Genomic DNA, 22,537 nt, shown 5'->3' with positions numbered 1-22,537 from the left:
TCCTCGCGCTCACAGGGCCTCCTTCGTTCGCGACTGCGGGGCTCGCAAAACCGGCTCACTCCTCGCGCTCACAGGGCCTCCTTCGTTCGCGACTGCGGGGCTCGCAAAACCGGCTCACTCCTCGCGCTCACAGGGCCTCCTTCGTTCGCGACTGCGGGGCTCGCAAAACCGGCTCACTCCTCGCGCTCACTGGTCGCCTCCCAGCGCTCGACCACGATGCCGTCCGTCCCCACCTCGGCCACCAGGTGGCCCAGCCACCGCTCGTCGGCCGTCGGGAAGTCCTCGCGCCAGTGGCAGCCCCGCGTCTCCTGGCGCGCGTACGCGGCGGCGACCAGCGTCGACGCCACTGTGAGCAGGTTCGTGGCCTCCCAGTCGGCGGTACGCGGCGAGCCCTGCCCCGCGCCCAGCGCGGTGAGCGTGGCGGCGGTGGCCTCCAGCGTTCGCTCCGACCGGAGCACGCCCGCGCCCCGGGTCATCGCCCGTTGCAGATCCGCCGTGCCGGACGCCGGCACCAGCGGACCCGGCCCGCCCACCCAGGCGCCGGTCTCCGCCGGGCGAGCCTGCTCGGGCAGGCCGGCGGCGATGTCCTCGGCGATCCGGCGGGAGAAGACCAGCCCTTCCAGCAGCGAGTTGCTGGCGAGCCGGTTCGCGCCGTGCACGCCGGTGCAGGCGACCTCGCCGCACGCGTACAGGCCGGGGATGGAGGTACGGCCGCGCAGGTCCGTCCGGACGCCGCCGGAGGCGTAGTGCGCGGCCGGCGCGACCGGGATCAGGTCGGTCGCCGGGTCCACGCCGATGGCCAGACAGGACGCCACGATGGTCGGGAAACGCCGGGCCAGGAAGTCGCCGCCCAGGTGCCGGGCGTCCAGGAACACGTGGTCGGCGCCGGCCGCGAGCAGCACCCGGTGGATGCCCTTGGCGACCACGTCCCGGGGGGCCAGCTCGGCCAGTTCGTGCTGGCCGACCATGAACCGCTTGCCGTCGCCGTCAACCAGGTGGGCGCCCTCGCCGCGCAGCGCCTCGGAGACCAGCGGCTGCTGTGCCAGCCCGGCGCCCGGGCCGCCCGCCGGCACGATCAGCGCGGTCGGGTGGAACTGGACGAACTCCACGTCGGTGACCGCAGCGCCCGCGCGCAACGCCAGCGCCACGCCGTCCCCGGTGGAGACCGCCGGATTGGTGGTGGCGGCGAAGACCTGCCCCATGCCGCCGGTGGCCAGCACCACCGCGCGGCCGAGGATCGCGCCGACGCCGTCCTCGCTGCCCTCGCCGAGCACGTGCAGTGTGATGCCGCAGGCCGGGCCGAGTCCGCCCGGCCCGTCGCCGGGGGCGCGCAGCAGGTCCAGCACCAGCGCGTGCTCGACCAGCCGGATCCACGGGTCGCGGCGCACCGCGTCGTGCAGCGCCCGCTGCACCTCCGCGCCGGTGGCGTCACCGCCCGCGTGCACGATCCGGTCGGCCCGGTGGCCGCCCTCGCGGGTCAGCATCAGCGAGCCGTCCGGGTTGCGGTCGAACTCCGCCCCGATCCGCATCAGCTCACGCAGCCGGGTCGGCCCCTCGGCCACCAGCGCGCGGACCGCCGCCGGGTCGCACAGACCGACGCCGGCGACCTCCGTGTCGTACGCGTGCGCGGCCGGCGTGTCCGCCGGGTCCAGCACGGCGGCGATCCCGCCCTGCGCCCAGCGGGTGGAGCCCTCGTCCATGTCGACCTTGGTAACGACCGTGACGTGCAGGCCCGCCTCGCGCAGGTGCAGCGCGGCGGTCAGCCCGGCCACACCGGAGCCGACCACGATCACGTCTGTGGTCTCCACCCAGCCGGGGGCGGGCGCGGCGAGCAGCCGGGGCAGCGCCGGCAGGCCGACTGTGGGTAGGTCCATGAGCACAGTCAACCCGAAGCGTCCTCGGCTCGGGCGCGGGGGGCGTGACGAGTGCGGTCGGCTACCTCGTCCGGCGCGGCAGGGCGGCCGGTCCGGCGCCCTTGAGCGAGGTGGTCACCGTACGGTCGCTGAGCCACAGGTAACAGCGCACGCCCCGGTCACCGACCGCCCAGCGACCGGCCGCGGGCGGGCGGACCACCACGTCGCTGCGGTAGCGCAGATGGCCGTCGGCGGGCAGCCCGGCATAACGGGCGATCACGGCGAAGCAGCCGTCGTAGAGCGGCGCCCAGTCCTCCGGCTTCGTCGGGTACGGGCGGTCCGGCGCGGCCCACACGCCGACGAACTCGGCGTCGTGTGCCACAGTGCAGGCGATCGGGGTGAGCCGCTGCACGCGGCCCGCCTCCCGTACGGTGCGCTGGCAGCCCAGCCGCAGCGGGGACGGCGTCCTGAGCGCGTCGCGCAGGCTGCCCGTCCGAGTCACCACGGTGGCCGCCGCCTCGGTGGTGGTCAGCTCGGTCAGATCGCACCGGTACCAGCGGGAGCCGGCCGTCCAGCCGACACCCGTCGGCAGCGCCACCGCCAGCCGGAGCCGCCCGGCCCGCCAGTCGTCACCCACGTACCCGGCGGCCCGCTTGTCGCAGTCGGCGAACGCGGTACGCAGCTCGGGTGAGGCGAGCGGTGGCGGGGTGGGCCGGTCCGCGGTGAACGCGCCGACGTGCACCGTCTCCACCCGGTGCGGCAGCTCGCAGCCGACCGGCGCGTACGCGGCCAGCCCGACGCTCGCGGTGAAGTCGGCGACCTGGCAGACCCCGGCAGCCGGGGTGAACGGCGCGGGGGCCGCCATCGCGGCCCAGTCGTCGGTGAGGTCGCCGTCCAGCCCGCCGGTGCCGGCGCAACCGGCCAGGGCGGCGCTCGCGACAATCGCGGCGACCAGGGCGCTCATCGCACGGCGCATCGCGGCCTCCCCCAGCCGACGACCGTCGATCCCCGACGGTCCGCTCAGGGTAGCCGAAAATGACCTTCCGGTGACAGACCGCGTTCCCCACTCCGCCACCCTCGTCGATCTTGCACTAGCCGCCCCGGCAAGCCGGACAAAAGACGCATCCGAGGGGCCGAAAGTGCAAGATCGACGGGGCGAGAAAGGGCGAGAAAGGGCGAGAACGGCGGGGCGGGTCAGCTCAGGGAGGCGGCGAGGGGGTTGGGGACGGGGGCGCCCGCGGTGCCGGGGGCCGCCGTCGTCGGGTCTGCCGAGAGGTCGACGACCCTGTTGTCGGCGTCGACGTGCACCACCCGGGGGCGGTACGCGCGCGCCTCGGCGTCGTCCATCTGGCCGTACGAGATCAGGATGACCAGGTCGCCGGGGTGCACCAGGTGCGCGGCGGCGCCGTTGATGCCGATCACGCCGCTGCCCCGCCGCCCCGGGATCACGTACGTCTCCAGCCGGGCGCCGTTCGTGATGTCCACGATCGCGACCTGCTCGCCGGGGAGCAGGTCCGCCGCGTCGAGCAGATCCTCGTCCACGGTGACCGAGCCGACGTAGTGCAGGTCGGCCTGGGTCACCGTGGCCCGGTGGATCTTCGACTTGAGCATGGTCCGGAACATCGGGGTGCCTTTCCGCATTCGTGGTGGGTCAGGGACGCGGCGCGAGGTGGATCGCCGTGTTGTCGATCAGGCGGGTGGCACCGACCCAGGCCGCGATCAGCAGCCGGGCCGGGCCGTCGACCGGGCCGGGTTCCAGCTGGGTGTCGGTGAGCACCAGATAGTCCAGGCGGGCGTCCGGCGCGTCGAAGGCCCGGTGCGCGGCGGCCAGCACCGCGCCCGCGTCCTCGCCCCGCTCGGCCGCCTCGGCGCCGGACCGCAACGCGGCGGACAGGCTCAGCGCGGTCCGCCGTTCCTCCGCCGAGAGGTACCGGTTCCGGCTCGACATGGCCAGCCCGTCCGGTTCCCGTACGGTCGGCACGCCGACGATCTCGGTCGGCACGTCGAGGTCGCGGACCATCCGGCGCACCAGGGTGAGCTGCTGATAGTCCTTCTCGCCGAAGAACGCCAGGTCGGGCCGGGTGAGCTGGAGCAGCTTCATGACCACCGTGAGCACGCCGTGGAAGAAGCCGGGACGGCTCAGGCCCTCCAGGTCCTCGCCCAGCGGCCCCGGATTCAGCCCCACTGTCGGGCGTCCCTCCGGGTACATCTCGGTCGCCGAGGGCGCGAACACCACGTCCACCCCGGCCCGGCGGCAGATCTCCAGGTCGGAGTCGAGCGTGCGCGGGTAGCGGTCGAAGTCCTCGTTCGGGCCGAACTGCAGCGGGTTCACGAAGATCGTGACGATGACGTGGCCGGCGCGCTCGCGGGCGGCCCGCAGCAGCGCCTCGTGCCCGGCGTGCAGCGCGCCCATGGTCATGACGACGCCGACGGTGCCGGCCATCGCCTCGCGGGCCGCCGCCAGTTCCTTGCGCGTGTGCAGCACCTCGGCCATCAGGCCGCCACCTCGATTCCGTCGAGCACGTTGCGCAGCGCGGCCGCGTCCGCCGGGCGCAGGCGGCCGACCGCGACGGCGCGGTCCGCCGTCCGTCGTGCCAACGCCAGATACGCGGGTACGGATTCCGGCGCGGTCCGCGCCAGCCGGTCCAGATGTCGGCGTACGGTCCCCGCGTCACCCCGCGACACCGGACCGGTCAGCGCGTCGTCGCCCAGCCGCAGCGCGTTCTCCAGCGCGGCCCGCAGCAGCGGGGCGAGCACCTTCTCCGGCCGCTCCACCCCGGCGTCACGCAGCCGGTCGGCGGACTCGTTGACGAGCGTCACCAGGTGGTTGGCGCCGTGCGCCAGCGCCGCGTGGTAGAGCGGCCGGTCCGCCTCACCCACCCACTCCGGCACACCGCCCAGGTCGGCCACCAGCCGCGCCGCGAACGGACGCAGCTCGGCCGGGGCGGTCACGCCGTAGGAGATGCCCGGCAGGCGGGACAGGTCGTCCGGCGTACCGGTGAAGGTCATCGCCGGGTGCAGCGCGAGCGGCCGGGCGCCCGCCTCGACGACCGGGGCCAGCGCGGCCAGCCCGTGCGCGCCGGAGGTGTGCGCCACCACCTGGCCGGGGCGCAGCGCGCCGCTCGCGACCAGGTCAGCGACCACGTCCGCGAGCGCGTCGTCCGGGACCGCGACGATCAGCAGGTCGGTGGCGGCGCGCGCCACGGCGGACGCCTCGTGGTGCGGGGTCCGGGGCAGCAGCAGCGCCAGCCGGGCCCTTGTCGCGCCCGAGGCGCCGGACGCGGCGACGACCCGGTGGCCGGCGGCGGCGAGGGCCGCGCCCAGCACGGCGCCGACCCGGCCGGCGCCGAGCACGCCGACGGTGAGGGTACGGGGAGAGACGAGCGGGGCAGCGGTGGCCCGAGGGCGCAGCGGTGCGCTCATGGCAGCGATCCAGTCCTCGAAGGGGGTACCGGTCGATGGCAAGTATGCGCCCGGGTGACAGACCGGAAACAAGGAGGTGTGAAAACCTTCACCGGCCGCCGGAACCGGCCGCTGCGGTGGCGGGCAAACCGCCCGTTCGGGTACGTCCCGTAGGGTCGGCCCGGTGACCTCCCCGCTGCGCTGGCGCGACGCGATGGAGCGGGCGCTGTACGGGCCGGACGGCTTCTTCGTCTCCGGCGGCGGGCCCGCCGCGCACTTCCGCACGAGCGTGCACGCCTCGCCCGCGTTCGCCGCCTGCCTGCTGCGGCAACTCGAACTGGTGGACGCGGCGCTGGGCCACCCCGCGCGGCTGGACGTGGTGGACGTGGGTGCGGGCCGGGGCGAACTGCTCCGGGCGCTGCTGGCACAGGCCGCACCCGAGCTGGCCGCCCGGATCAACCCGGTAGCGGTGGAACTGTCGCCCCGCCCGGCCGACCTGCCGCCGGAGATCGCCTGGCAGGCCGACATCCCGGACGCGATAACCGGCCTGCTCCTGGCCACCGAGTGGCTGGACAACGTCCCCGTGGACGTGGCGGTCCACACCGAGGCAGGCTGGCGTCTCCTCCTGGTGAACCCGAAAACCGGCGAGGAGACGGTGGGCCCGCCCCCGTCCCCCACCGGCACCACCTGGCTGACCCACTGGTGGCCCTCACCGTCCGCCCCGCCTCCCTCCCCGATGATCAAGGAGTTCGTGTCGGCGGAGGGCCCGGATCAGGACACGAACTCCTTGATCACCGGGGTGGGCGAGGGCGGGAGTCGCCGCGAGGGCTGGGGACGGGGGGAGATCGGGGTGGGGCGGGATCTGGCTTGGGCGGGGGCCGTGGGGAAGGTCGCGCGGGGGCTGGCGCTCGCCGTGGACTACGGGCATCTGCGGGACTCGCGTCCGCTGGACGGGACGTTGACCGGGTACCGGGGTGGACGGCAGGTGCCGCCGGTGCCGGACGGATCGTGCGACGTGACGGCGCACGTCGCCATGGACTCGGTCGCCTCCGCCGGTGAGCGGGTCGCGCGGTGCGCGTACTCCCTGGTCTCGCAGCGGGAGGCGCTGCGGGCGCTCGGGGCCGACGGCGGGCGACCGCCGCTGAGCCTGGCCTCCCGCGACCCGGCCGGCTACCTGCGGGCGCTGGCCGCGGCGTCGGCGGCGGCCGAACTGACCGACCCGGCCGGGCTCGGCGGGCACCTGTGGCTGCGGCAGCCGGTCGGCGTCGCGCTCGACGCGGTCGTGGCACGATGACGGGCATGACCACGGACGCCGCCGACCTCCGCGAGCTCACAGTCGGCACCGGCGCGGGCGGTGAGCAGCTCGGCACCGACATGGTGCTCAACATCGGGCCGCAACACCCGTCGACGCACGGCGTGCTGCGGCTCAAGCTGGTGCTCGACGGGGAGCGGGTGGTCGCCGCCGAACCGATCGTTGGCTACATGCACCGGGGGGCGGAGAAGCTTTTCGAGGTACGCGACTACCGGCAGATCATCGTGCTGGCGAACCGGCACGACTGGCTGTCGGCGTTCTCCAACGAACTGGGCGTGGTGCTCGCCGTCGAGCGGCTGATGGGCATGGAGGTGCCGGAGCGCGCCACCTGGCTGCGGATGGCGCTGGCTGAGCTGAACCGGGTGCTCAACCACCTGATGTTCCTCGGCTCGTACCCGCTGGAGATCGGCGCGATCACGCCGATGTTCTACGCGTTCCGGGAACGCGAGACCATCCAGGCCGTGATGGAGGAGGTCTCCGGCGGCCGGATCCACTACATGTTCAACCGGGTCGGCGGCCTGAAGGAGGAGGTGCCGTCCGGCTGGACCGGACGCGCCCGCGCCGCCATCGCCGAGGTACGCCGACGGATGCCCGACCTCGACAACCTGATCCGGCGCAACGAGATCTTCCTGGCCCGTACCGTCGGGGTCGGCGTGCTGTCCGCCGCCGACGCCGCCGCGTTCGGTGCGTCCGGTCCGGTCGCCCGCGCCTCCGGGCTCGACCTCGACCTGCGCCGCGACGAGCCCTACCTGGCCTACGACCAGCTCGATGTGCCGGTGGTGACGAAGACCGCCGGTGACTGTCACGCCCGCTTCGAGGTACTGCTCGACCAGGTGTACGTCTCACTCGACCTCGCCGAGCAGTGCCTGGACCGGGTGGACCGGATCAGCGGGCCGGTGAACACCCGGCTGCCGAAGGTGCTGAAGGCGCCCGAGGGGCACACGTACGCCTGGACCGAGAACCCGCTCGGCATCAACGGCTACTACCTGGTGTCCCGGGGCGAGAAGACGCCGTGGCGGATGAAGCTGCGCACCGCCTCGTACGCGAACGTGCAGGCCCTGTCGTCGCTGCTGCCCGGCTGCCTGGTGCCCGACCTGATCGCCATCCTCGGCTCGATGTTCTTCGTGGTGGGCGACATCGACAAGTAACAGCCGTCCGGGCGCTGTCGGTCGATGCGGGCGGTTCAGCGCCAGCGGTCGGTGGCGTCCCGGTGCGGCCGGCCGTGTCCACCGCGCTCCGGGCTGCGCCACTCCGGTTCCGCCGGCCGCCACTCCGGCTCGGGCCGACGCCACTGCGACTCGGGCTGCGGCGTCTCCGGCTGCCGCCATTCCGGCTCGGCCTGGTGCCGTTCCTCCGGCTGACGCCACTCCGGTCCGGGCTGACGCCACTCGGGGGGCGGCTGCCGCCATTCCGGCTGGCCGCCGCGCCGCGCCGGTGGCCGCCACTCCTCCGGCACCGGCACCCCGCCGGCCGGCAGCGCCGGGTTGCTCTCCGCCGACCAGCGGCCCTCCGGCTCGCCCGGCCCGCTCGCGGCCGGACCGCCGCCGCGTACCGACGCCCACCGGTCCTCGACCCGGTACTCGGTGCCGCCGCCGTCGGCGTGCACAGCCGCCCGTCGTTCTCCGAGCCGGATCTCCCGGCCCGCGCCGTCGTCGCGGACGGCGGCCCACCGGTTGCCGGCACTCATCTCGGACCACTGGTCGCCGTCGCTCGCCCGGCCCGCCGGGGCGCCCGGCCCGCCCGCCGGCCACGCGCCCGCCGCCCGGTCGTCACCCCCGCCGGGCCACTGCCGCTGCTCCTCCGCCGCCGTCCGGCCCTGGTTGCTCGACCAGCCGCCCCCGGCGGTCCGCGCGGACCAGCCCGGTTCCCCGCCGGTGCGCCCGGACCAGCCCTGTTCACCATCGGTACGCGCGGACCAGCCCTGTTCACCGTCGGTGCGCGCGGACCAGCCCTGTTCACCGTCCGCGGTCCGGCCGACGCCCGCCCACGGATGGTCGGCACCTGGGCGTCCGGGGTCGTTCCACGAGTGCCTGTCGTCGCCGGACTCCGCACCCCGACCACGATCATCAGGAGCGGCCCGACGGCCCGGCCGGTCGCCCGGGTCGCGGTGTCCCGCACGCCAGTGATCGGCCGGGTCCGTGCCACGCGACCGGTCCTCGTCCGACCAGCCGCCGGGGAATCCGCCGTACCGGTTTCCGGCCGGCTCACCACCGCCGACGATCGTGTGCCGGGTGGTGACGTGCACCGTCTCGGTGTGGTGGACCACGCCGACCGGACGGGCCGCCGGATCGGAGACCCGCGCCGCGCCGTACACCCCGCTCGCCGGCCGGTCCGGACGTACGGTGGCCCGCGCCGGCTCGGCGTCGTGCCGGCCCGTCCGCACCGGGTCGGGTTCGTGACGGCCGGACCGGGGCTGTTCGGATTCGTAGTAATCCGCCCGGGACGGCTCATCGTCGTAACGGCCGGTCCGGGGCGGCTCGGCGTCGTAACGGCCGGGCCGGGGCGGCTCATCGTCGTAACGGCCGGTCCGGGGCGGCTCGGCGCCCGCCCTGGGTGAGTCGGAGTCGGTTCCGTAGCGGCTCGCGGCGCCCGCCGGCCAGGCCGGTTCGTCGTCGTCCCGGCCGGTCGGCTGCGCCCGTCCCGCGTCGGACCTGCCGGTGACCGGCACCCGTGCCGCACCGCTCGGGCGCTCCGGCACGGCGGCGGATGCGGACGCGGGCACGGCGGCGGACGCGGGCACGGCGACGGACGCGGGCACGGGCGCTGCGGCGGGCGCGGGCGCGGCGGCCAGTCCGGCGGCTGCCGCGTCGAGCCGGTGCCGTACCGCGCCGGCCGCCTCCTCCGCCCGGCGGGCCTGGTCGAGTGCCTGGTTGCCGCGCTGCGCGGCGGCCACGATCTCGGCTCGCAACTCCCGCCGGAGCTGCGCCAGCTCCTCGCGCAGCTCCTCGGTGGCCGCGTCGTCGGAACCGCCCTCCGGCCGCAGCGCCATCGACAGACCGATGAGCACGACGGCGAGGATCGCCAGGACCGCGCCGAACCGGAGCGAGCCGTTGCCGTCGGCGATCAGCAGGATGAGCGCGGCCAGGGGCGCCAGCCCCACACCGACCCAGAACAGGACGGTGAGCACTGTGGGCGTGCTCTTGTCGGTGGGCGCGACCGAGGCGGGCATGGCTGAGCAGATTACCGAGAGTTCCACCCGAGGGGAACGGGTCGGCACGACTCGATGCCCGGGCCGCCGGCCGGCACGCGTGGCACCGGCCGGCGGTGGTGCGTCAGCTCGTGGCCAGCGCGGCGTCGGAGGAGAAGACCAGGCCGACGCTCGCCGAGCCGGTCTTCAGCGCGTTCTTGGTCTGCGGGCCGCCCGCGTCGAGCGAGCTGAACGAGCCGGCCTTGAAGTCGTAGACCTCGACCAGGCCGGCCTGGCACTTCGGCCGCTGCGGGCACTCCGGCGGCCCGGCCAGCACGGTCGCCTGGCCGGAGCACTTGGCGGCCAGCTCGGAGAGCGTCGAGACGCCGTACTTGTCGGCGAACGCCTTGGTGACGGCGAACGCGTTCTGGTCCTGCGCCTGGGACGGCTGGCCGAAGACCAGGCCGTTCTTGTCACCCTGGCTCTTCAGCGCCGCGACCGTCTTGTCCAGCTCCGGCGAGGAGACGGGCTGCGCGTCCTTGCCGTTGTTCTTGGTGTTGAGGAACTCCGCCATGGTGGCGGCGTACTCCGGGACGACCTGGATCTGGCCCTTCTCCAGCGCCGGCTCGTAGAGCTCCCGGTTGCCGATGGTCTGCACCTTGACCTGGTAGCCGGCGGCGGTGAGCGCGATCTTGTAGAGCTCGGCGATGGTCTGGCTCTCGCTGAAGTTGCCCGCGCCGACTGTGATCTGGCCGCCCGGGCCCTTCTCGATCCCGTCGGTCACGCCGTTGGCGGAGGCGAACTCCTGCGCGGCGACCTGGGGCGTCTTGCGGTCGACGTCGACCGCCCGGTTGAGCTGGATCAGCTTCGGGGTGTCGAGCTTCGCGGAGACCTTGTCGAGCGCGGCGACGAGCTGCGGCGTGGCCGCCTTCGCGTTGATCGCGGGAATGACGTTGTCGGTGTTCTGGAGCTTCTTGTCGTCGGTCAGGACGACGAGCTGGTCACCGGCCACCGGAGCACAGCCCGCCCCCGAGGCGCCCTGCTCGGGCGCGTCGGTGCCGGACGAGCCGGCGTCGCCGCAGCCGGTGAGCAGCGCGGCCGCGGTGAGAGCGCCGATCGCCCCGGCGGCCATTCGTGTACGCGCACGCATGAGTGCCCGCCTTCCGTGTCCCGGCGCGACCCGTCGGGCCGGCCGCGTGTCCGACGGGCGACCCGGACGGCCACCCGCGACTCCAGCCAATATCCTCCAGACCCGACCGACAAACTCGGAGCGGTTTTCGTCACCTGATCGTCACCGACGGCTCAACCGCCGGTCGTCGCCGCCGTCGCGCGGCGGTTCGCCCGCCGGCGTACCCGGCGCAGCGGGCGCGGCGTGACCGCCCGCTCCACCAGCGCGAGCACCCCCTCCACGAGCAGCGCCAACCCGGCCACCAGCACCCCGCCCGCGATGATCTGCCCCCCTCCGGCGGCGATGTCGAGCCCGAAACCGGCCCGGATGATCTGGCCCAGCCCGCCGCCGTTGACGAAGGAGGCGAGCGCCGCGGTGGCCACCACCTGCACCGCCGCGGTACGGAAGCCGGCCGCCAGATAGGGCACCGCGAGCGGCAGCTCCACCCGGCGCAGCACCTGGCCGCCGGACAGGCCCATCCCCCGGGCCGCGTCCCGGGCCTCCGGGTCGGCCTGCCGCACCCCGGTGTACGCGTTCGCCAGCAGCGGCGGAACCGCGAAGACCGCGAGCGCCACGACCACTGCCGGCCGGCCGAAGCCGAGGAACGTCAGCGGGAGGATGGTCAGCAGCGCCAGCGTCGGGATCGCCAGCGTGACGTTGGAGACCAGTAGGACCAGCCCGCCGCCCCGGCCGCTGTGCCCGAGCCAGAGCCCGATCGGCCAGGCCACCAGGCAGCCCAGCAGCACCGCCAGCGCGGACATGCTCAGGTGCTCGCCGAGGCGGTCCAGCACGCCGCCGGGGTTGGTCCAGTTCAGCGGGTCGTTCAGCCAGACCACTGCCTGCTCGACGGGGTTCACCGGGCGGACCTCCCGCGCAGCCAGGGGGTGAGCAGGCGGCCCACGCCCGCCAGCACCAGGTCGAGCACCAGCGCCAGCAGCACGCACAGCACCGTGCCGGTCATGATCTGCGCCTTGTAGAAGTTGTTCTGGAAGCCCGCGAAGATGAGCTGGCCCAGGCCGCCCCGGCCGACCACCACCCCGACCGTGACGAGCGCGACGGTGGACACGGTCGCCAGCCGTACGCCGGTGAGGATGCCCGGCAGCGCCAGCGGCAGCTCGATCCGCAGCAGCCGCCCCCACCTGCCGTACCCCATGCCCTCGGCGGCCTCGCGCACCTCCGGCGGCACCTGGTTCAGCCCGGCCAGCGCGTTGCGCACGATGACCAGCAACGCGTACAGCGCCACGACGGTGAGCACGGTGATCGCGCCGATGCCCAGGTACGGCGCCAGGAACGCGAACAACGCCAGCGACGGGACGGTGTAGAGCACCCCGGTCACCGCCAGGATGGGCGCCGACAGCGACCGGAACCAGTACGCGAGCACCGCCAGCGGCAGCGCCACCAGCGCGGCGATCACCACGGCCCGGCCGGTCAGCCAGGTGTGCTCCCGCAGCGCGGCCAGGATCGTGTCAGAGTTGTCCCGCACGTACTGCCAGGAGAACCACGGATTACCCGGGTCGGCCCGGTAGCTCAGGTGGAGGGACACACGTGGACGGTACCCCGGGGAGCACCGCCGGAGGCGGCGCGGCGTCGATCACGCTGGAGCGCATCCGCAAGCGCTACCCGGACGGCACCGAGGCGGTACGCGAGCTGAGCCTGGAGGTCGCCGCCGGCGAGCTGGTGGTGCTGATCGGCCCGTCCGGCTGCGGCAAATCGACTGTGCTGCGGATGGTCAACCGGCTGATCGAGCCGACCGGCGGGCGGATCCTGCTCGGCGACGACGACGTCACCCGGGTCGATCCGGTGGCGCTACGCCGCCGCATCGGCTACGTCATCCAGAACGTCGGCCTCTTCCCGCACCAGACCGTCGCCGCGAACGTGGCGACCGTGCCGGGGCTGCTCGGCTGGCCGAAGCAGCGGACCCGGGCCCGGGTCGGCGAACTGCTGGAACTCGTCGGTCTGGACCCGGCTCAGTTCGGCAGGCGGTACCCGCACGAACTGTCCGGCGGGCAGCGGCAGCGCGTCGGCGTGGCCCGGGCGCTCGCCGCCGATCCGGTGGTGCTGCTGATGGACGAGCCGTTCTCGGCGGTGGACCCGATCGTCCGGACCCGCCTGCAGGAGGAGTTCCTGCGGTTGCAGGCCGAGGTACGCAAGACGATCGTGCTGGTCACCCACGACCTCGACGAGGCGGTCCGGCTGGGCGACCGGATCGCGGTGCTCTCCGAGGGCGGCCGGCTGGAGCAGTACGACACGCCCGCCGCGCTGCTCGGCGCGCCCGCCTCGGACTTCGTCCGCGAGTTCGTCGGCGCCGACCGGGGCATCCGGCGGCTCGCTGTCACCCCGGTGACCCGCGCGGTGCTCGACCCGCTCCCGGCCGACGGCGGCGCCGGCCTGCCCACTGTGGCGCTCGGCGACTCGGCGTACGACGCGCTCGGCGCGCTGCTCACCTCCGGCGCCGAGCACGCGGTGGTCACCGAGGAGGGCCGGGCGGTGGGGCTGCTCGCCCGCGCCCGGGTGCTGACGCTGGGCGCTCTGGACTGACCTCAGGCCCGGCCGCCGAGGCTGGCCAGGCCGACGATCCAGCCCGCGAAGAAGCCGTACGTGACACCGGTGCTGGCGGCCTGGAACGCGGCGTACAGCGAGCCGTGCGGGCCGAGGAGCGTGGCGAGCAGGGCACTGAGCCCGGCGGCGAGCGCGTACGCGCCCCAGCCGGAGAGGAACTGACTGCCCGAGGACGTCACCCGGTCGACCTGCGGGCCGGGCAGGAGGTACAGCAGCGCCGCGGCCAGCACGAGGAGCAGGATCGCCCGGAGATTGGTGGCGAACACGCCCTCGTCGGCCTGCCACCGCCAGGACGGCCAGGCGAGCAGCCGGAGGAACCAGCCACCGGCACCGGTCGGGTCGGTGCCGCGCTGCGCCCAGTCCACGTACATCGGGCTGCCACCGACGGCGACGAGCAGGAACGCGGCGAGCATCCCGGTGCCGGCGGCCGTGCCGTACTGGGAGACGGTACGAGGGCGGTTGCTCAGAGCCATGCGGCGGTCAGTTCCCGGCCGGTCCCGCCGGGCAAACCTGCGTAGGCGGGCGGCTGCCGCCGGCCGGCGGGCCGTCATCGACCTCAGTGCTTCATCAGGTAGTCGATGAAGGCGGCGCGCAGCAGCGGCGCGGACTCGTCGTAGCCGTGCCCGGTCAGCTCACGCCAGAGCGCGTTCGCCTCGTCGATGGTCGGGCCGATCGAGTTCGGCGCCCCGTCCAGCGCGGCGGCCTCGTCTGCGTTGGGCAGGTGCCGCAGGACCGACCAGAAGAAGCCCACGTCGCGGCGGTCGCGCGCCAGGTTGAACGCCTGCTCGCGCAGTTCCTCGGTGGAGAGCTTGTCGAGCTCGTCGAAGGTGCGGCCACCGGGGGCAGGAGTATCGGTCATGCCGCCGAGCCTAACCGGAGAGATCAGTCCCGGCGCGCGGGACGCACGGCCACCGCCGGGTCAGCGATCGTCGGCGTCCCAGCGCCGGGGTTCGCTGTCCCAGCGCTGGGCCTCCCATGCCTCGACCGGGGTGTCGTGCTCGCGTACCGGCAGCACCGACGGCCAGGTGTCGCCCGGCTGGGGCGCCGGGGTCATCGTCCAGCCGCCACTCGACGCGCCGTCCCGGGCCGGGCGGACCGGACCGGGTCCGACCGGCGCCGCCGGGCGCGGCCGGCCGAACGTCTCGACCAGCCGGGTGACGAGCAGGCCGACGCCGAGCACGGCACCACCCAGCGCCCACCGGCTGACCGTCCAGCCGTACGGCACGGTCCAGGCCAGGAACACCACCACCAGGCAGACCGCGAACAGGGTGCCGAAGATGCCGCCTCGGCGTCCGTACGCGCTGGTGCCGGCGAGCATCGCCGTGCCGACCGCCAGCAGGGTCCAGTCCAGCCCGGTGCCGGGCGCGACCTGACCGTCCCCGTTCGCCGCGAGCAGCACGCCGGCGAGCATCGCCAGCACGGTGGACCCGACGAGCGCCAGCGCGGTCACCGTGGCGGCCACCGCGCCGCGCCGCCGGGCCGGGTCGGCGACCGGCCGGAACCGGCCGATCAGCCGGCGTACCGGCTTCATCGCGGCGAACAGGCCACCGAGGACGGCGACCGCGGCGAAGCCGACGAAGAGGTACAGCGCGCTGCGGCGGGGGTCGTAGTCCCCCTGCACGGTGACCGGGCCGGTCCGCCGTTCCAGGTAGACGATCACGCCGGCCGCCCCGGCCAGGCTCGCCGCCCAGCCGGGCACGTGCAGCACCACGACGGCCAGGGCGAGTGCCAGCCCGGCCACCGCCGCCACCCCGAGCGCCGGCAGCAGCGCCTCCCGTACGCCCCGGTCGCCCTGCTCGGCGAAGTGCAGCGCGGAGGCCAGCGCGACCGGGCCGATCGCCAGGTTCACCGCGCCGGCCCGCAGGCTCAGGCCGGCGGCGAGGGTGAACAGGCCGAGCGCGGCCACGTCGACGAGCAGCGTCTTCAGGGCGCCGCCGCGCAGCGCGTCCGAGTCCTCCCGCCAGAGCAGCCAGGCCATCGCGACCAGCGCGGCCAGCAGCACGAACTCCCAGAGCACGTGCACCGCGATCCGGTCCCGGCCGGGTTCGCCGTGTGCCGGGTCGTCGAAGACGTTCTCCAGTACGGCAGCGGGCACCCCGGACGACGTCTCCGGCGGCGCTGTCCGGCCCGCATCGTCGTACGCCATTGGCTCGCGCCTCCCCAGGTGGCCGCGTCCGGCCCACGGGCGGGCGGACCGGTGGCGGCCGTCGCTCTCCGGTCGCCCAGGGACGGTACCGCCGGGCCGGGGTGGGGGGAACCCTCAGAGACGGCCGCGGGGCGTCTCCCGGTCGCCCGGCTCGCGGTCCTCGTCGTCCTCCTGCTCCGGGACCCGGCAGGAGCGTTCCAGCCAGAGCGCGGCCGCGACCAGCGCGAGCGCGGCGATCAGGCCGCCGAGCGCGGCGGGCCGGTCGCCCACCGCCGCGTTCGTGCGCTCGACGAACAGCCAGCCGGTCAGCCCCGCGTAGAAGCCGGCGAAGATGGCACCGGCCAGCGCGGACGCCTTGGCCAGCACCACGAACCGGGCCACCAGCAGCGGGTTCACCGGCTCCCGGCCGGGCCGCCGCTCGATCCGGCCGCGCGTGTTGACCGCGGCGTAGCCCTCCAGCACGGCCAGCCCGGCCAGCGTGATCACCGGCAGCCAGGGCAGGTCGGAGCCGAGGTCTCCATAGAAGCCGCTGATCAGCAGCCAGGCCACCGCGGCGGCGGCCAGACCGGCCACCACCAGCGTGGAGGCCCGGGTCGGGCCCATCCGGAAGCGGTCGGGCCCCTGCGGGGAGCGCGCGGTGCTCACCGCGCCTCCTCGGCTCGCGACTGCGGGGCCGCACTCCAGCGGGTCATGTTTCCGACTCTAGCGTCAGATCCGGTCGCGGGCTCAGTTCCAGCGCGTCCCCGGCCAGCGGCTCGGCGTTGAGCAGGTCGGTCAGCCAGCCGTGCCCGGGTAGCCGGCCGTGCGGCTCGATGTCGATCCACGGGCGCAGCACGAAGGCGCGCAGGTGGGCCCGGGGGTGCGGCACCGTCAGCTCGGCGTCGTCGCGGAGCACCGGCTCACCGGCGTCGTCCCAGACCGCGATCACGTCCACGTCCAGCGTGCGCGGCCCGTACCGCCGTCGCGGGTCGCGGTCGCGCCCGGCCGCCGCCTCCGCGGCCCGGGCGCGGGCCAGCCAGTCCTCGGGCGCCGCCGCCGGGTCCGCGACCATCACCACCGCGTTCAGGTACGCGGGCTGGTCGGCGTCCCCCCACGGTGGAGTCTCGTAGACGCCGGAGACCAGCAGCACCCGGTCGCCGAGCGCGGCCACGGCGCCACGCAGGTGGCCGAGGCGGTCGCCCAGGTTGCTGCCGATCGACAGCACGGCCCGGGTCACCGGGTACGCCGCATCGTGACGGCGACGTCCCGGAAGGCGTGCGGGATCGGGGCCTCGGGCTTGTGCACGGTCACCGTCGCGGCCTCCACCAGCGGCTCGGCCAGGCAGACCGCGAGCAGCCGGTCGGCGAGTGTCTCGATCAGGTTCACCGGCTCGCCGGTGATGACCGCGACCAGACGTTCGGCCAGCTCGCCGTAGTGCACGGTGTCGGTCACCTCGTCCGAGCCGGCGGCCGGGCCGAGGTCCAGTTCGAGCACCGCGTCGACCACGAACTCCTGGCCCTGCGCGCGCTCGAAGTCGTAGACGCCGTGGCGGCCGTGCGCGCGCAGGCCGGTCAGCTCGATCCGGTCGGTCACCTGTCGCCTCCGCTCAGGCCGGTGGTCGCTGCTGTCCGCGACGCGGTCGCCGGCCGCGCGCCGCTCGCGGTGGCCAGCCGGGGGCTGCCGGTGGCCCGCCAGACGGCGAGCGCGTCGGCGGTGCCGCGGACGTCGTGCACGCGTACCCCCCAGGCGCCGGCCGCGACGGCGAGCACGCTGGTCGCGACGGTCGCGGCCTCCCGCCCGGCGGTGGGCCGGGGTTCGCCCGCCGGGTCGGCGAGCAACCGGCCCAGGTAGGACTTGCGGCTGGCCCCGAACAGCACCGGGAAGCCCAGCTCGACCAGCTCCGGCAGGCGGGCGCTGAGCGCCCAGTTGTGCGCGGCGGTCTTGGCGAAGCCCAGGCCCGGGTCGACGATGATCCGGTCGGCGGCGACCCCGGCGGCGAGCGCGGCGTCGACGCGCCGGCTCAGCTCGTCCCGGACGTCGGCCACCACGTCGGTGTACGTGGCCAGCTCACGCATCCCCCGGGAGTGCCCCCGCCAGTGCATGAGCACCCAGGGGCAGCCCGCGTCGCGGACCACCCGGGCCATGTCCGGATCGGCGAGGCCGCCGGAGACGTCGTTCACCGCGTACGCGCCGGCGGCGAGGACGGCCTCGGCGACCCGGGCGCGACTGGTGTCGATGCTGACCAGAATCCCGGCGGCGCTCAGCTCGCGGACCACAGGCAGCACCCGGGCGGTCTCCGTCTCCGGGTCGACCCGGTCGGCGCCCGGCCGGGTGGACTCGCCACCCACGTCGATCAGGTCCGCGCCGTCGGAGCGCAGTCGCACCCCGTGTGCGACGGCCGCGTCCAGATCGGCGTATCTGCCGCCGTCGGAGAAGGAGTCGGGCGTGACGTTGAGGACGCCCATCACCACCGGGTTCTCCGCCCGTACCAGATCGGTCACGGCCCGACAGTACCGTTCGCCGCCAGGGCTTCCGGCCACCGGGCGAACGCGGAACGCGGCACCCCTGACGTGCGCATTGGAACAGGTGTACGATCGGTCATCCGGGCATTCGGGGGTCGACTCTTCACGGCTTGTCGCAAAGGTGGCCGGGCCGTACGCTTTGGAATTGCCCAGCATCGAGATGGCGAAGCCTGGAGGGAGGGCCGAAGCGGGAAGAATCCCCCCAAAACTCACCACTCTGCGTGGTGGGTGACGGACGCAGCGTTTACGGCGCTGTCTCTGACGAGCACCATCCCGCCAGGCTTGCCTACTTGCACCAACGCGGCGCCGCCGGCCGCGACCTTGGGGAGGTTTCCAGTGATCGCCATCGAGCTCATGGCAACGGCATCCAGTGCCGTCGACCACGCGCTCCACACCCTGGCGTCGACTCCACTCGCCGAGCCGGCCCCGAAGGGCATCGACACCGACAACGTCGTCACCTTCTTCGCCAGCAAGATCGCGCCGATCCTGCTCGCGGTCCTCGGCGTGATCTTCATCGGCCGGGCCAGCCGGGGTGAGATCTCGAAGGTGCTGACCAGCTCGGCCATCGCCATCATCGGCCTGGCCTTCATCGCCGGGGCGGCAACACTGTTCTTCGTCGGCGACTACCTGATCAACCTGATCTTCGAGTAGGGCGCGGGCGACGATGCGGCTGCGCACCGACGACGACATCTACCGGGCACGCCTCGTCTACCTGGGGCCACCCGGGTACACCCTTCCCGTCCATCTGCCGTACGCCCAGTACGGCCTGTTCATGCTGCTCGTACCCCTCTACATGTTCATCCACTGGTTGTTCACGCTCCAGGTCGAGCTGTTCCCCGCCTGGGAGATCTCGCTGGCGATCGTGACGACCTCGTTCATCTTCCGGTACGTCGACCCGGACCGGCCCGCGCGAATGGTCATCCGGACCGCGCTGACCGACTGGCGACGCACCCGGGAACCGGCCACCGAGCAGCGGGATCCGCGGCTCGTGGCGAGCCGGATCAGGATCCGGGAGGAACTGGCATGACCGGGCGTACGACAACCGTGCAGACGAACGATGCGGGTGAGGCGGTCGCATGAGTCGCTCTTCCACGCCGGGTTCCCCGGCCGGGCGCCCGGCCGGGCCCAACGGTAACCGTGCGCGATCGTTCGACTACCCACCGGACGAGGATCTGGACGAGGTGGTCCTGGACAGCGCGCTCGTCACCAGCCCCGGGCACGGCCGCGTCGGCGTCTTCCAGCCGCCGCGTCCGATGACACCGCGTGAGCCGGTACGCCCCGACGGCGACATCGACTCGCCCTTCCTCGACCTGTTCGGCGGCGCGCAGCCCCGGCGGCGACCCGCCGCGTCCGCGCCGCCCTCTCCGGTCGAGCCGGTGGTGGCGCCGCCCCGCCGCGGCGTCGGCCGCGAGCCCCTGCCGATCCCGCACCAGCCCGCCGTCCCGATCGAGCCGGCCCCGCGGCCCGAACCGGAACCGCCGGTCCGCGAGCAGGCCCCGGGGGTACGCGCCGTCGGGCGTCCCCGGCCCGCGCCCACGCACGCCGCGCCGCCGCCGGTCGAGCCGTCCCTGCCCGACCCGCCAGCGGTCCTCGCCCCGCCGCCGCCGTCCCGTAGCCGGGTTCCGCAGCAGGCCGGTGACCGGCTGCCCGTGCTCCGCCCTCCGGCCGAGCCGGAGCCGGCGCTACCGCCGCCCCCGCAGATCCCCGCGCCGCCCGTGCCCGTCGCCGCGCCCGCCCCGGCCGAGCACCGGGAACCGGACCTCGCCCCGGCCGGGCCGCTCGCGGCCGGCACGGCGCCCTCGCGTGAGGTGGGCCGCCCGGAGCACCGCGAGGTGACGCCGCCCCGGCAACGCACGCCGGAACGCCGGAACCGGCCGACCAAACCGGCCCGGGTCCGCGCCCCGAAGATCAAGTTCGGCGATCGGGACCCGTCGGTCGAGCTGGCCATCACCGAGATCGCCGGTCACCTCACCTTCACTCCGAACACGGTCACCGCCTGGTACTGGCTGCCCGAGGTGCGGTGGGCGTTCCGGCCGGACGCGGAACGCGAGGCGCTGCTCTCGGCGATCTCCGAGCAGTACGCCGGCCTCGCCGGCTTCCGGCTGCACCTGCGCCGGACCACGAGGCCCTTCCCGGCCGACGAGTGGGCCCGCACCATCGACGCGCACACCGTCGCCCCGCTGCCCGACGTGCCGGGCACCACCGGCTGGGCCGATCACCTGGTCGCCGCCCAGCGGCACCTGATGGCGGTCAACCACGCCGAGGGCCAGACCTACCTCGGTGTCACGTTCGCCCGCCGGTCACTCGGCGACTCGCTCACCGAACGACTGCTGCGTACGTTCGGCCGGGGCACCGCCGACGGCGAGCGGCGCCGGCTGAGCCGTACCGTCGAGCAGTTCGACGAGGTCCTCGGCGCGTTCGGCATGCGCGGGCGGCGGGTCACCGCGCCCGAGCTGGAATGGCTGCTCTACCGGTCGGTGGCGCTGTGCATGGCGCCGCCCGGCGTCCTCTCCCCGATCACGAACGGCCGGTGGGAACGCGGCGATCTGCTGGCCCTCACCGAGCAGGTCGAGCGCTACCGCACCCCGTACGGCTCGACGGTGAAGCTGGTCAACCGGATGACCGGCGAGGAGCGCCACGTCGCGGTGCTCGCGGTCGGCCGGATGGAGCCGCTGGAGATCCCCGAACGGCACGAGCCCTGGCTGCACTTCCACGAGCGGCTGCCGTGGCCGATGGAGCTGTCCACCCGGGTCGACATCCTCGGCCCCAACGATTCCTTCCGGAACCTCGAACACCGGCTCCGGATGATCCGCTCCCAGCAGCTCGACTACGCCGAGCACGGCATCGACGCGCCACCGGAGCTGGAACGGCTGGCCAAGCGCGCGCTGGTGATCGGCGACGAGATGACCACCGGCCTGCCCGTCGACTCGGCCCGGGCACACGGCTGGCACCGCATCGCGGTCGGCGGGCGGACCCGGGAGGAGTGCCTGGAACGGGCCCGGCGGCTCATCCAGCTCTACTCCCGCGAGCTGCGGATCTCGCTCCAGCACCCGAAGAACCAGGACTGGCTGGCCCGCGAGTTCATCCCCGGCGAACCGATCGCCAACACCGGCTACGTCCGGCGGATGCCCGTCAACCTGCTGGCCGCCGCGCTGCCGCAGGCCGCGTCCACTGTCGGCGACCGGCGCGGCGACCTGATCGGGCGCACCGCCGGCACCTGCCGCCGGCCCGTCTTCCTCGACCTGCACTTCCCGATGGAGGTACGCGAGCGCTCCGGCCTCGCCGTCTTCGTCGCCGAACCCGGCGGTGGCAAGTCGACGCTGCTCGGCGCGCTCGGCTACCTGGCCGCACGCCGTGGCGTACAGGTGACGCTGCTCGACCCGTCCGGTCCGCTGGCCCGGCTGTGCGCCATGCCCGAGCTGGCACCGTACTCCCGGGTGCTCAACCTGACCGGCTCGGAGCAGGGCACGCTCGCGCCGTACGCGCTGATCCCGACGCCGCTGCGCAGCGAGTTCGGCGCCGGTGCGGCGGGCGACCGCGAGTTCGAGATCGCCGTGTCGAACGCCCGCGCCGAGCGCCGGATGCTGGTGCAGGACATCTGCATGATGCTGGTGCCGCCGCAGGTGGCCCGGGAGGCGTCCACCGCCACGCTGTTCCGGCACGCCGTACGCCAGGTGCCCGCCGAGGAGACCTCCACGCTCGACGACGTGGTCACCTGCCTGCAAGGGCTCGACGACGACGCCGGTCGCGAGCTGGCCCACCTGCTGCTCGACACCGCCGAGATGCCGCTGGCCATGCTCTTCTTCGGCCGGCCGCCGGAGGGGCTGCTCGGCGCCGACGCCGCGCTCACCGTCATCACCATGGCCGGCCTGCGGCTCCCCGACCTCAAGATCGAGCGGGAGTACTGGTCGGCCGAGGAGGCGCTCGCGTTGCCGATGCTGCACACCGCGCACCGGCTCGCGGTACGCCGCTGCTACGGCGGGTCGATGTCCTCGCGGAAGCTGGTCGGCCTCGACGAGGCGCACTTCATGGAGGGCTGGCGCTCCGGCCGGTCGTTCCTGGTCCGGCTCGCCCGCGACTCCCGCAAGTGGAACCTGGCCGCGCTGGTCGCCTCGCAGAACCCGAAGGACATCCTCGGCCTCGACGTGCAGAACCTCGTCTCCACCGTCTTCGTCGGCCGGATCGCCGAGGACAGCGAGATCGCCTCCGAGGCGCTGCGCCTGCTGCGGGTGCCCGTGGACGACGGGTACGAGGCGACACTCGCCTCTCTCTCCCAGGCCGACAGCGGGTCGGCCAACCGGCTCGGCTTCCGCGAGTTCGTCATGCGCGACGTCGACGGGCGCGTGCAGAAGGTCCGGGTCGACGTGTCGTACGTCGACGGGCTGCTGGAGCACCTGGACACCACCCCCGCCGCGGTCGCCCAGGCCGCCGGGATACTGCCGACCGTCCTGGCTGATCTGGAGGCGTGA

At 74.3% G+C, this 22,537-nt stretch carries 22 protein-coding genes; 6 read left to right on the top strand and 16 right to left on the bottom strand.

The annotated features are described in order from the left end of the window. Positions 1 to 173: 173 nt before the first annotated feature. The 5 genes from AB0D28_RS13640 to AB0D28_RS13620 all read right to left on the bottom strand — a co-directional run bounded on the left by AB0D28_RS13640 (position 174) and on the right by AB0D28_RS13620 (position 5,276). On the bottom strand, positions 174 to 1,874 hold the full coding sequence (locus AB0D28_RS13640) for an L-aspartate oxidase (RefSeq protein WP_357385496.1): 1,701 nt from the start codon (positions 1,872 to 1,874) through the stop codon (positions 174 to 176). Positions 1,875 to 1,935: 61 nt separating this feature from the next. Beyond that, positions 1,936 to 2,829, bottom strand: coding sequence for a septum formation family protein (locus AB0D28_RS13635; protein WP_357385494.1), 894 nt, complete (start codon positions 2,827 to 2,829; stop codon positions 1,936 to 1,938). A 218-nt stretch (positions 2,830 to 3,047) separates the two neighbouring features. After that, positions 3,048 to 3,476, bottom strand: a complete 429-nt coding sequence (gene panD, locus AB0D28_RS13630; RefSeq protein ID WP_357385492.1) for an aspartate 1-decarboxylase — start codon at positions 3,474 to 3,476, stop codon at positions 3,048 to 3,050. A 28-nt stretch (positions 3,477 to 3,504) separates the two neighbouring features. Beyond that, positions 3,505 to 4,347, bottom strand: a complete 843-nt coding sequence (panC, locus tag AB0D28_RS13625; RefSeq protein ID WP_357385490.1) for a pantoate--beta-alanine ligase — start codon at positions 4,345 to 4,347, stop codon at positions 3,505 to 3,507. After that, on the bottom strand, positions 4,347 to 5,276 hold the full coding sequence (locus AB0D28_RS13620) for a Rossmann-like and DUF2520 domain-containing protein (RefSeq protein WP_357385488.1): 930 nt from the start codon (positions 5,274 to 5,276) through the stop codon (positions 4,347 to 4,349). The genes panC and AB0D28_RS13620 overlap by 1 nt, the downstream gene beginning before the upstream one ends. Before the next feature lie 193 nt (positions 5,277 to 5,469). Here AB0D28_RS13620 and AB0D28_RS13615 point away from each other — a divergent pair, with 193 nt between their 5' ends. Beyond that, positions 5,470 to 6,549 (top strand): SAM-dependent methyltransferase, encoded by a 1,080-nt coding sequence (locus AB0D28_RS13615; RefSeq protein WP_357385594.1) that lies wholly within the window; start codon positions 5,470 to 5,472, stop codon positions 6,547 to 6,549. After that, the gene (locus AB0D28_RS13610; RefSeq protein ID WP_013288963.1) at positions 6,546 to 7,715 is read left to right on the top strand and encodes an NADH-quinone oxidoreductase subunit D; all 1,170 of its coding nucleotides are present in this window, start codon (positions 6,546 to 6,548) and stop codon (positions 7,713 to 7,715) included. Before AB0D28_RS13615 ends, AB0D28_RS13610 begins: the two co-directional genes overlap by 4 nt. A 35-nt stretch (positions 7,716 to 7,750) precedes the next feature. Here the strand turns inward: AB0D28_RS13610 and AB0D28_RS13605 are convergent, their stop codons facing one another. From AB0D28_RS13605 to AB0D28_RS13590, 4 genes are all read right to left on the bottom strand, one after another. Beyond that, complete coding sequence (locus AB0D28_RS13605) at positions 7,751 to 9,736, bottom strand: hypothetical protein (protein WP_357385486.1); 1,986 nt, start codon at positions 9,734 to 9,736, stop codon at positions 7,751 to 7,753. Positions 9,737 to 9,839: 103 nt separating this feature from the next. Then, entirely contained in the window at positions 9,840 to 10,844 is a 1,005-nt protein-coding gene (locus AB0D28_RS13600; RefSeq protein WP_357385484.1) for a glycine betaine ABC transporter substrate-binding protein, read from the bottom strand. A gap of 152 nt (positions 10,845 to 10,996) precedes the next feature. Next, on the bottom strand, positions 10,997 to 11,719 hold the full coding sequence (locus AB0D28_RS13595; protein ID WP_091047687.1) for an ABC transporter permease subunit: 723 nt from the start codon (positions 11,717 to 11,719) through the stop codon (positions 10,997 to 10,999). Beyond that, a complete protein-coding gene (locus AB0D28_RS13590) occupies positions 11,716 to 12,405 on the bottom strand; it encodes an ABC transporter permease (protein ID WP_357385482.1) in 690 nt (229 codons plus the stop codon). The genes AB0D28_RS13595 and AB0D28_RS13590 overlap by 4 nt, the downstream gene beginning before the upstream one ends. A 2-nt stretch (positions 12,406 to 12,407) precedes the next feature. On the opposite strand from AB0D28_RS13590, the gene AB0D28_RS13585 reads away from it, so the two are divergent. Continuing rightward, positions 12,408 to 13,400: an ATP-binding cassette domain-containing protein gene (locus AB0D28_RS13585; protein ID WP_357385480.1), complete on the top strand. Its 993-nt coding sequence runs from the start codon at positions 12,408 to 12,410 to the stop codon at positions 13,398 to 13,400. Positions 13,401 to 13,402: 2 nt separating this feature from the next. On the opposite strand, the gene AB0D28_RS13580 is transcribed toward AB0D28_RS13585, so the two are convergent. The 7 genes from AB0D28_RS13580 to folP all read right to left on the bottom strand — a co-directional run bounded on the left by AB0D28_RS13580 (position 13,403) and on the right by folP (position 18,047). Beyond that, on the bottom strand, positions 13,403 to 13,894 hold the full coding sequence (locus tag AB0D28_RS13580; RefSeq protein ID WP_357385478.1) for a hypothetical protein: 492 nt from the start codon (positions 13,892 to 13,894) through the stop codon (positions 13,403 to 13,405). Positions 13,895 to 13,977: 83 nt separating this feature from the next. Beyond that, a complete protein-coding gene (locus AB0D28_RS13575; protein WP_135242344.1) occupies positions 13,978 to 14,280 on the bottom strand; it encodes a hypothetical protein in 303 nt (100 codons plus the stop codon). 60 nt (positions 14,281 to 14,340) lie between these two features. Beyond that, positions 14,341 to 15,567 (bottom strand): ABC transporter permease, encoded by a 1,227-nt coding sequence (locus tag AB0D28_RS13570; protein WP_357385476.1) that lies wholly within the window; start codon positions 15,565 to 15,567, stop codon positions 14,341 to 14,343. A 114-nt stretch (positions 15,568 to 15,681) separates the two neighbouring features. Then, positions 15,682 to 16,170 carry a DUF3180 domain-containing protein gene (locus AB0D28_RS13565; protein ID WP_357385592.1) on the bottom strand — a complete coding sequence of 163 codons (489 nt, stop codon included), beginning with the start codon at positions 16,168 to 16,170 and terminating at the stop codon, positions 15,682 to 15,684. Between the two features lie 85 nt (positions 16,171 to 16,255). Further along, positions 16,256 to 16,783 (bottom strand): 2-amino-4-hydroxy-6-hydroxymethyldihydropteridine diphosphokinase, encoded by a 528-nt coding sequence (gene folK / locus AB0D28_RS13560; RefSeq protein ID WP_357385474.1) that lies wholly within the window; start codon positions 16,781 to 16,783, stop codon positions 16,256 to 16,258. Continuing rightward, on the bottom strand, positions 16,780 to 17,139 hold the full coding sequence (gene folB / locus AB0D28_RS13555) for a dihydroneopterin aldolase (RefSeq protein WP_357385472.1): 360 nt from the start codon (positions 17,137 to 17,139) through the stop codon (positions 16,780 to 16,782). The genes folK and folB overlap by 4 nt, the downstream gene beginning before the upstream one ends. Beyond that, a complete protein-coding gene (gene folP, locus AB0D28_RS13550) occupies positions 17,136 to 18,047 on the bottom strand; it encodes a dihydropteroate synthase (protein WP_357385470.1) in 912 nt (303 codons plus the stop codon). Before folP ends, folB begins: the two co-directional genes overlap by 4 nt. A gap of 357 nt (positions 18,048 to 18,404) precedes the next feature. Between folP and AB0D28_RS13545 the strand changes: the two genes are divergently transcribed. The 3 genes from AB0D28_RS13545 to AB0D28_RS13535 are packed head-to-tail and all read left to right on the top strand — an operon-like array spanning position 18,405 to position 22,537. Then, entirely contained in the window at positions 18,405 to 18,719 is a 315-nt protein-coding gene (locus tag AB0D28_RS13545) for a hypothetical protein (protein ID WP_013288976.1), read from the top strand. A gap of 13 nt (positions 18,720 to 18,732) precedes the next feature. Continuing rightward, positions 18,733 to 19,095, top strand: coding sequence for a hypothetical protein (locus tag AB0D28_RS13540; RefSeq protein ID WP_013288977.1), 363 nt, complete (start codon positions 18,733 to 18,735; stop codon positions 19,093 to 19,095). A 49-nt stretch (positions 19,096 to 19,144) separates the two neighbouring features. Further along, positions 19,145 to 22,537: an ATP-binding protein gene (locus AB0D28_RS13535; protein WP_357385467.1), complete on the top strand. Its 3,393-nt coding sequence runs from the start codon at positions 19,145 to 19,147 to the stop codon at positions 22,535 to 22,537.

The organism is Micromonospora sp. NPDC048169, from assembly GCF_040652815.1.
GTDB lineage: Bacteria > Actinomycetota > Actinomycetes > Mycobacteriales > Micromonosporaceae > Micromonospora.
Note: the sequence above shows the minus strand (reverse complement) of the source record. Positions and strands in the feature narration are given on the sequence as shown.

Bases quoted from the DNA above. Each gene is read 5' to 3' on its own strand.
- AB0D28_RS13600 (WP_357385484.1), bottom strand. From the start codon at position 10,844: ATGCGTGCGCGTACACGAATGGCCGCCGGGGCGATCGGCGCTCTCACC.
- AB0D28_RS13570 (WP_357385476.1), bottom strand. From the start codon at position 15,567: ATGGCGTACGACGATGCGGGCCGGACAGCGCCGCCGGAGACGTCGTCC.
- AB0D28_RS13605 (WP_357385486.1), bottom strand. From the start codon at position 9,736: ATGCCCGCCTCGGTCGCGCCCACCGACAAGAGCACGCCCACAGTGCTC.
- AB0D28_RS13535 (WP_357385467.1), top strand. From the start codon at position 19,145: ATGAGTCGCTCTTCCACGCCGGGTTCCCCGGCCGGGCGCCCGGCCGGG.
- AB0D28_RS13580 (WP_357385478.1), bottom strand. From the start codon at position 13,894: ATGGCTCTGAGCAACCGCCCTCGTACCGTCTCCCAGTACGGCACGGCC.
- AB0D28_RS13565 (WP_357385592.1), bottom strand. From the start codon at position 16,170: ATGGGCCCGACCCGGGCCTCCACGCTGGTGGTGGCCGGTCTGGCCGCC.
- AB0D28_RS13540 (WP_013288977.1), top strand. From the start codon at position 18,733: ATGCGGCTGCGCACCGACGACGACATCTACCGGGCACGCCTCGTCTAC.
- panC (WP_357385490.1), bottom strand. From the start codon at position 4,347: ATGGCCGAGGTGCTGCACACGCGCAAGGAACTGGCGGCGGCCCGCGAG.
- AB0D28_RS13615 (WP_357385594.1), top strand. From the start codon at position 5,470: ATGGAGCGGGCGCTGTACGGGCCGGACGGCTTCTTCGTCTCCGGCGGC.
- panD (WP_357385492.1), bottom strand. From the start codon at position 3,476: ATGTTCCGGACCATGCTCAAGTCGAAGATCCACCGGGCCACGGTGACC.
- AB0D28_RS13620 (WP_357385488.1), bottom strand. From the start codon at position 5,276: ATGAGCGCACCGCTGCGCCCTCGGGCCACCGCTGCCCCGCTCGTCTCT.
- AB0D28_RS13640 (WP_357385496.1), bottom strand. From the start codon at position 1,874: ATGGACCTACCCACAGTCGGCCTGCCGGCGCTGCCCCGGCTGCTCGCC.
- AB0D28_RS13610 (WP_013288963.1), top strand. From the start codon at position 6,546: ATGACGGGCATGACCACGGACGCCGCCGACCTCCGCGAGCTCACAGTC.
- AB0D28_RS13635 (WP_357385494.1), bottom strand. From the start codon at position 2,829: ATGCGCCGTGCGATGAGCGCCCTGGTCGCCGCGATTGTCGCGAGCGCC.
- AB0D28_RS13575 (WP_135242344.1), bottom strand. From the start codon at position 14,280: ATGACCGATACTCCTGCCCCCGGTGGCCGCACCTTCGACGAGCTCGAC.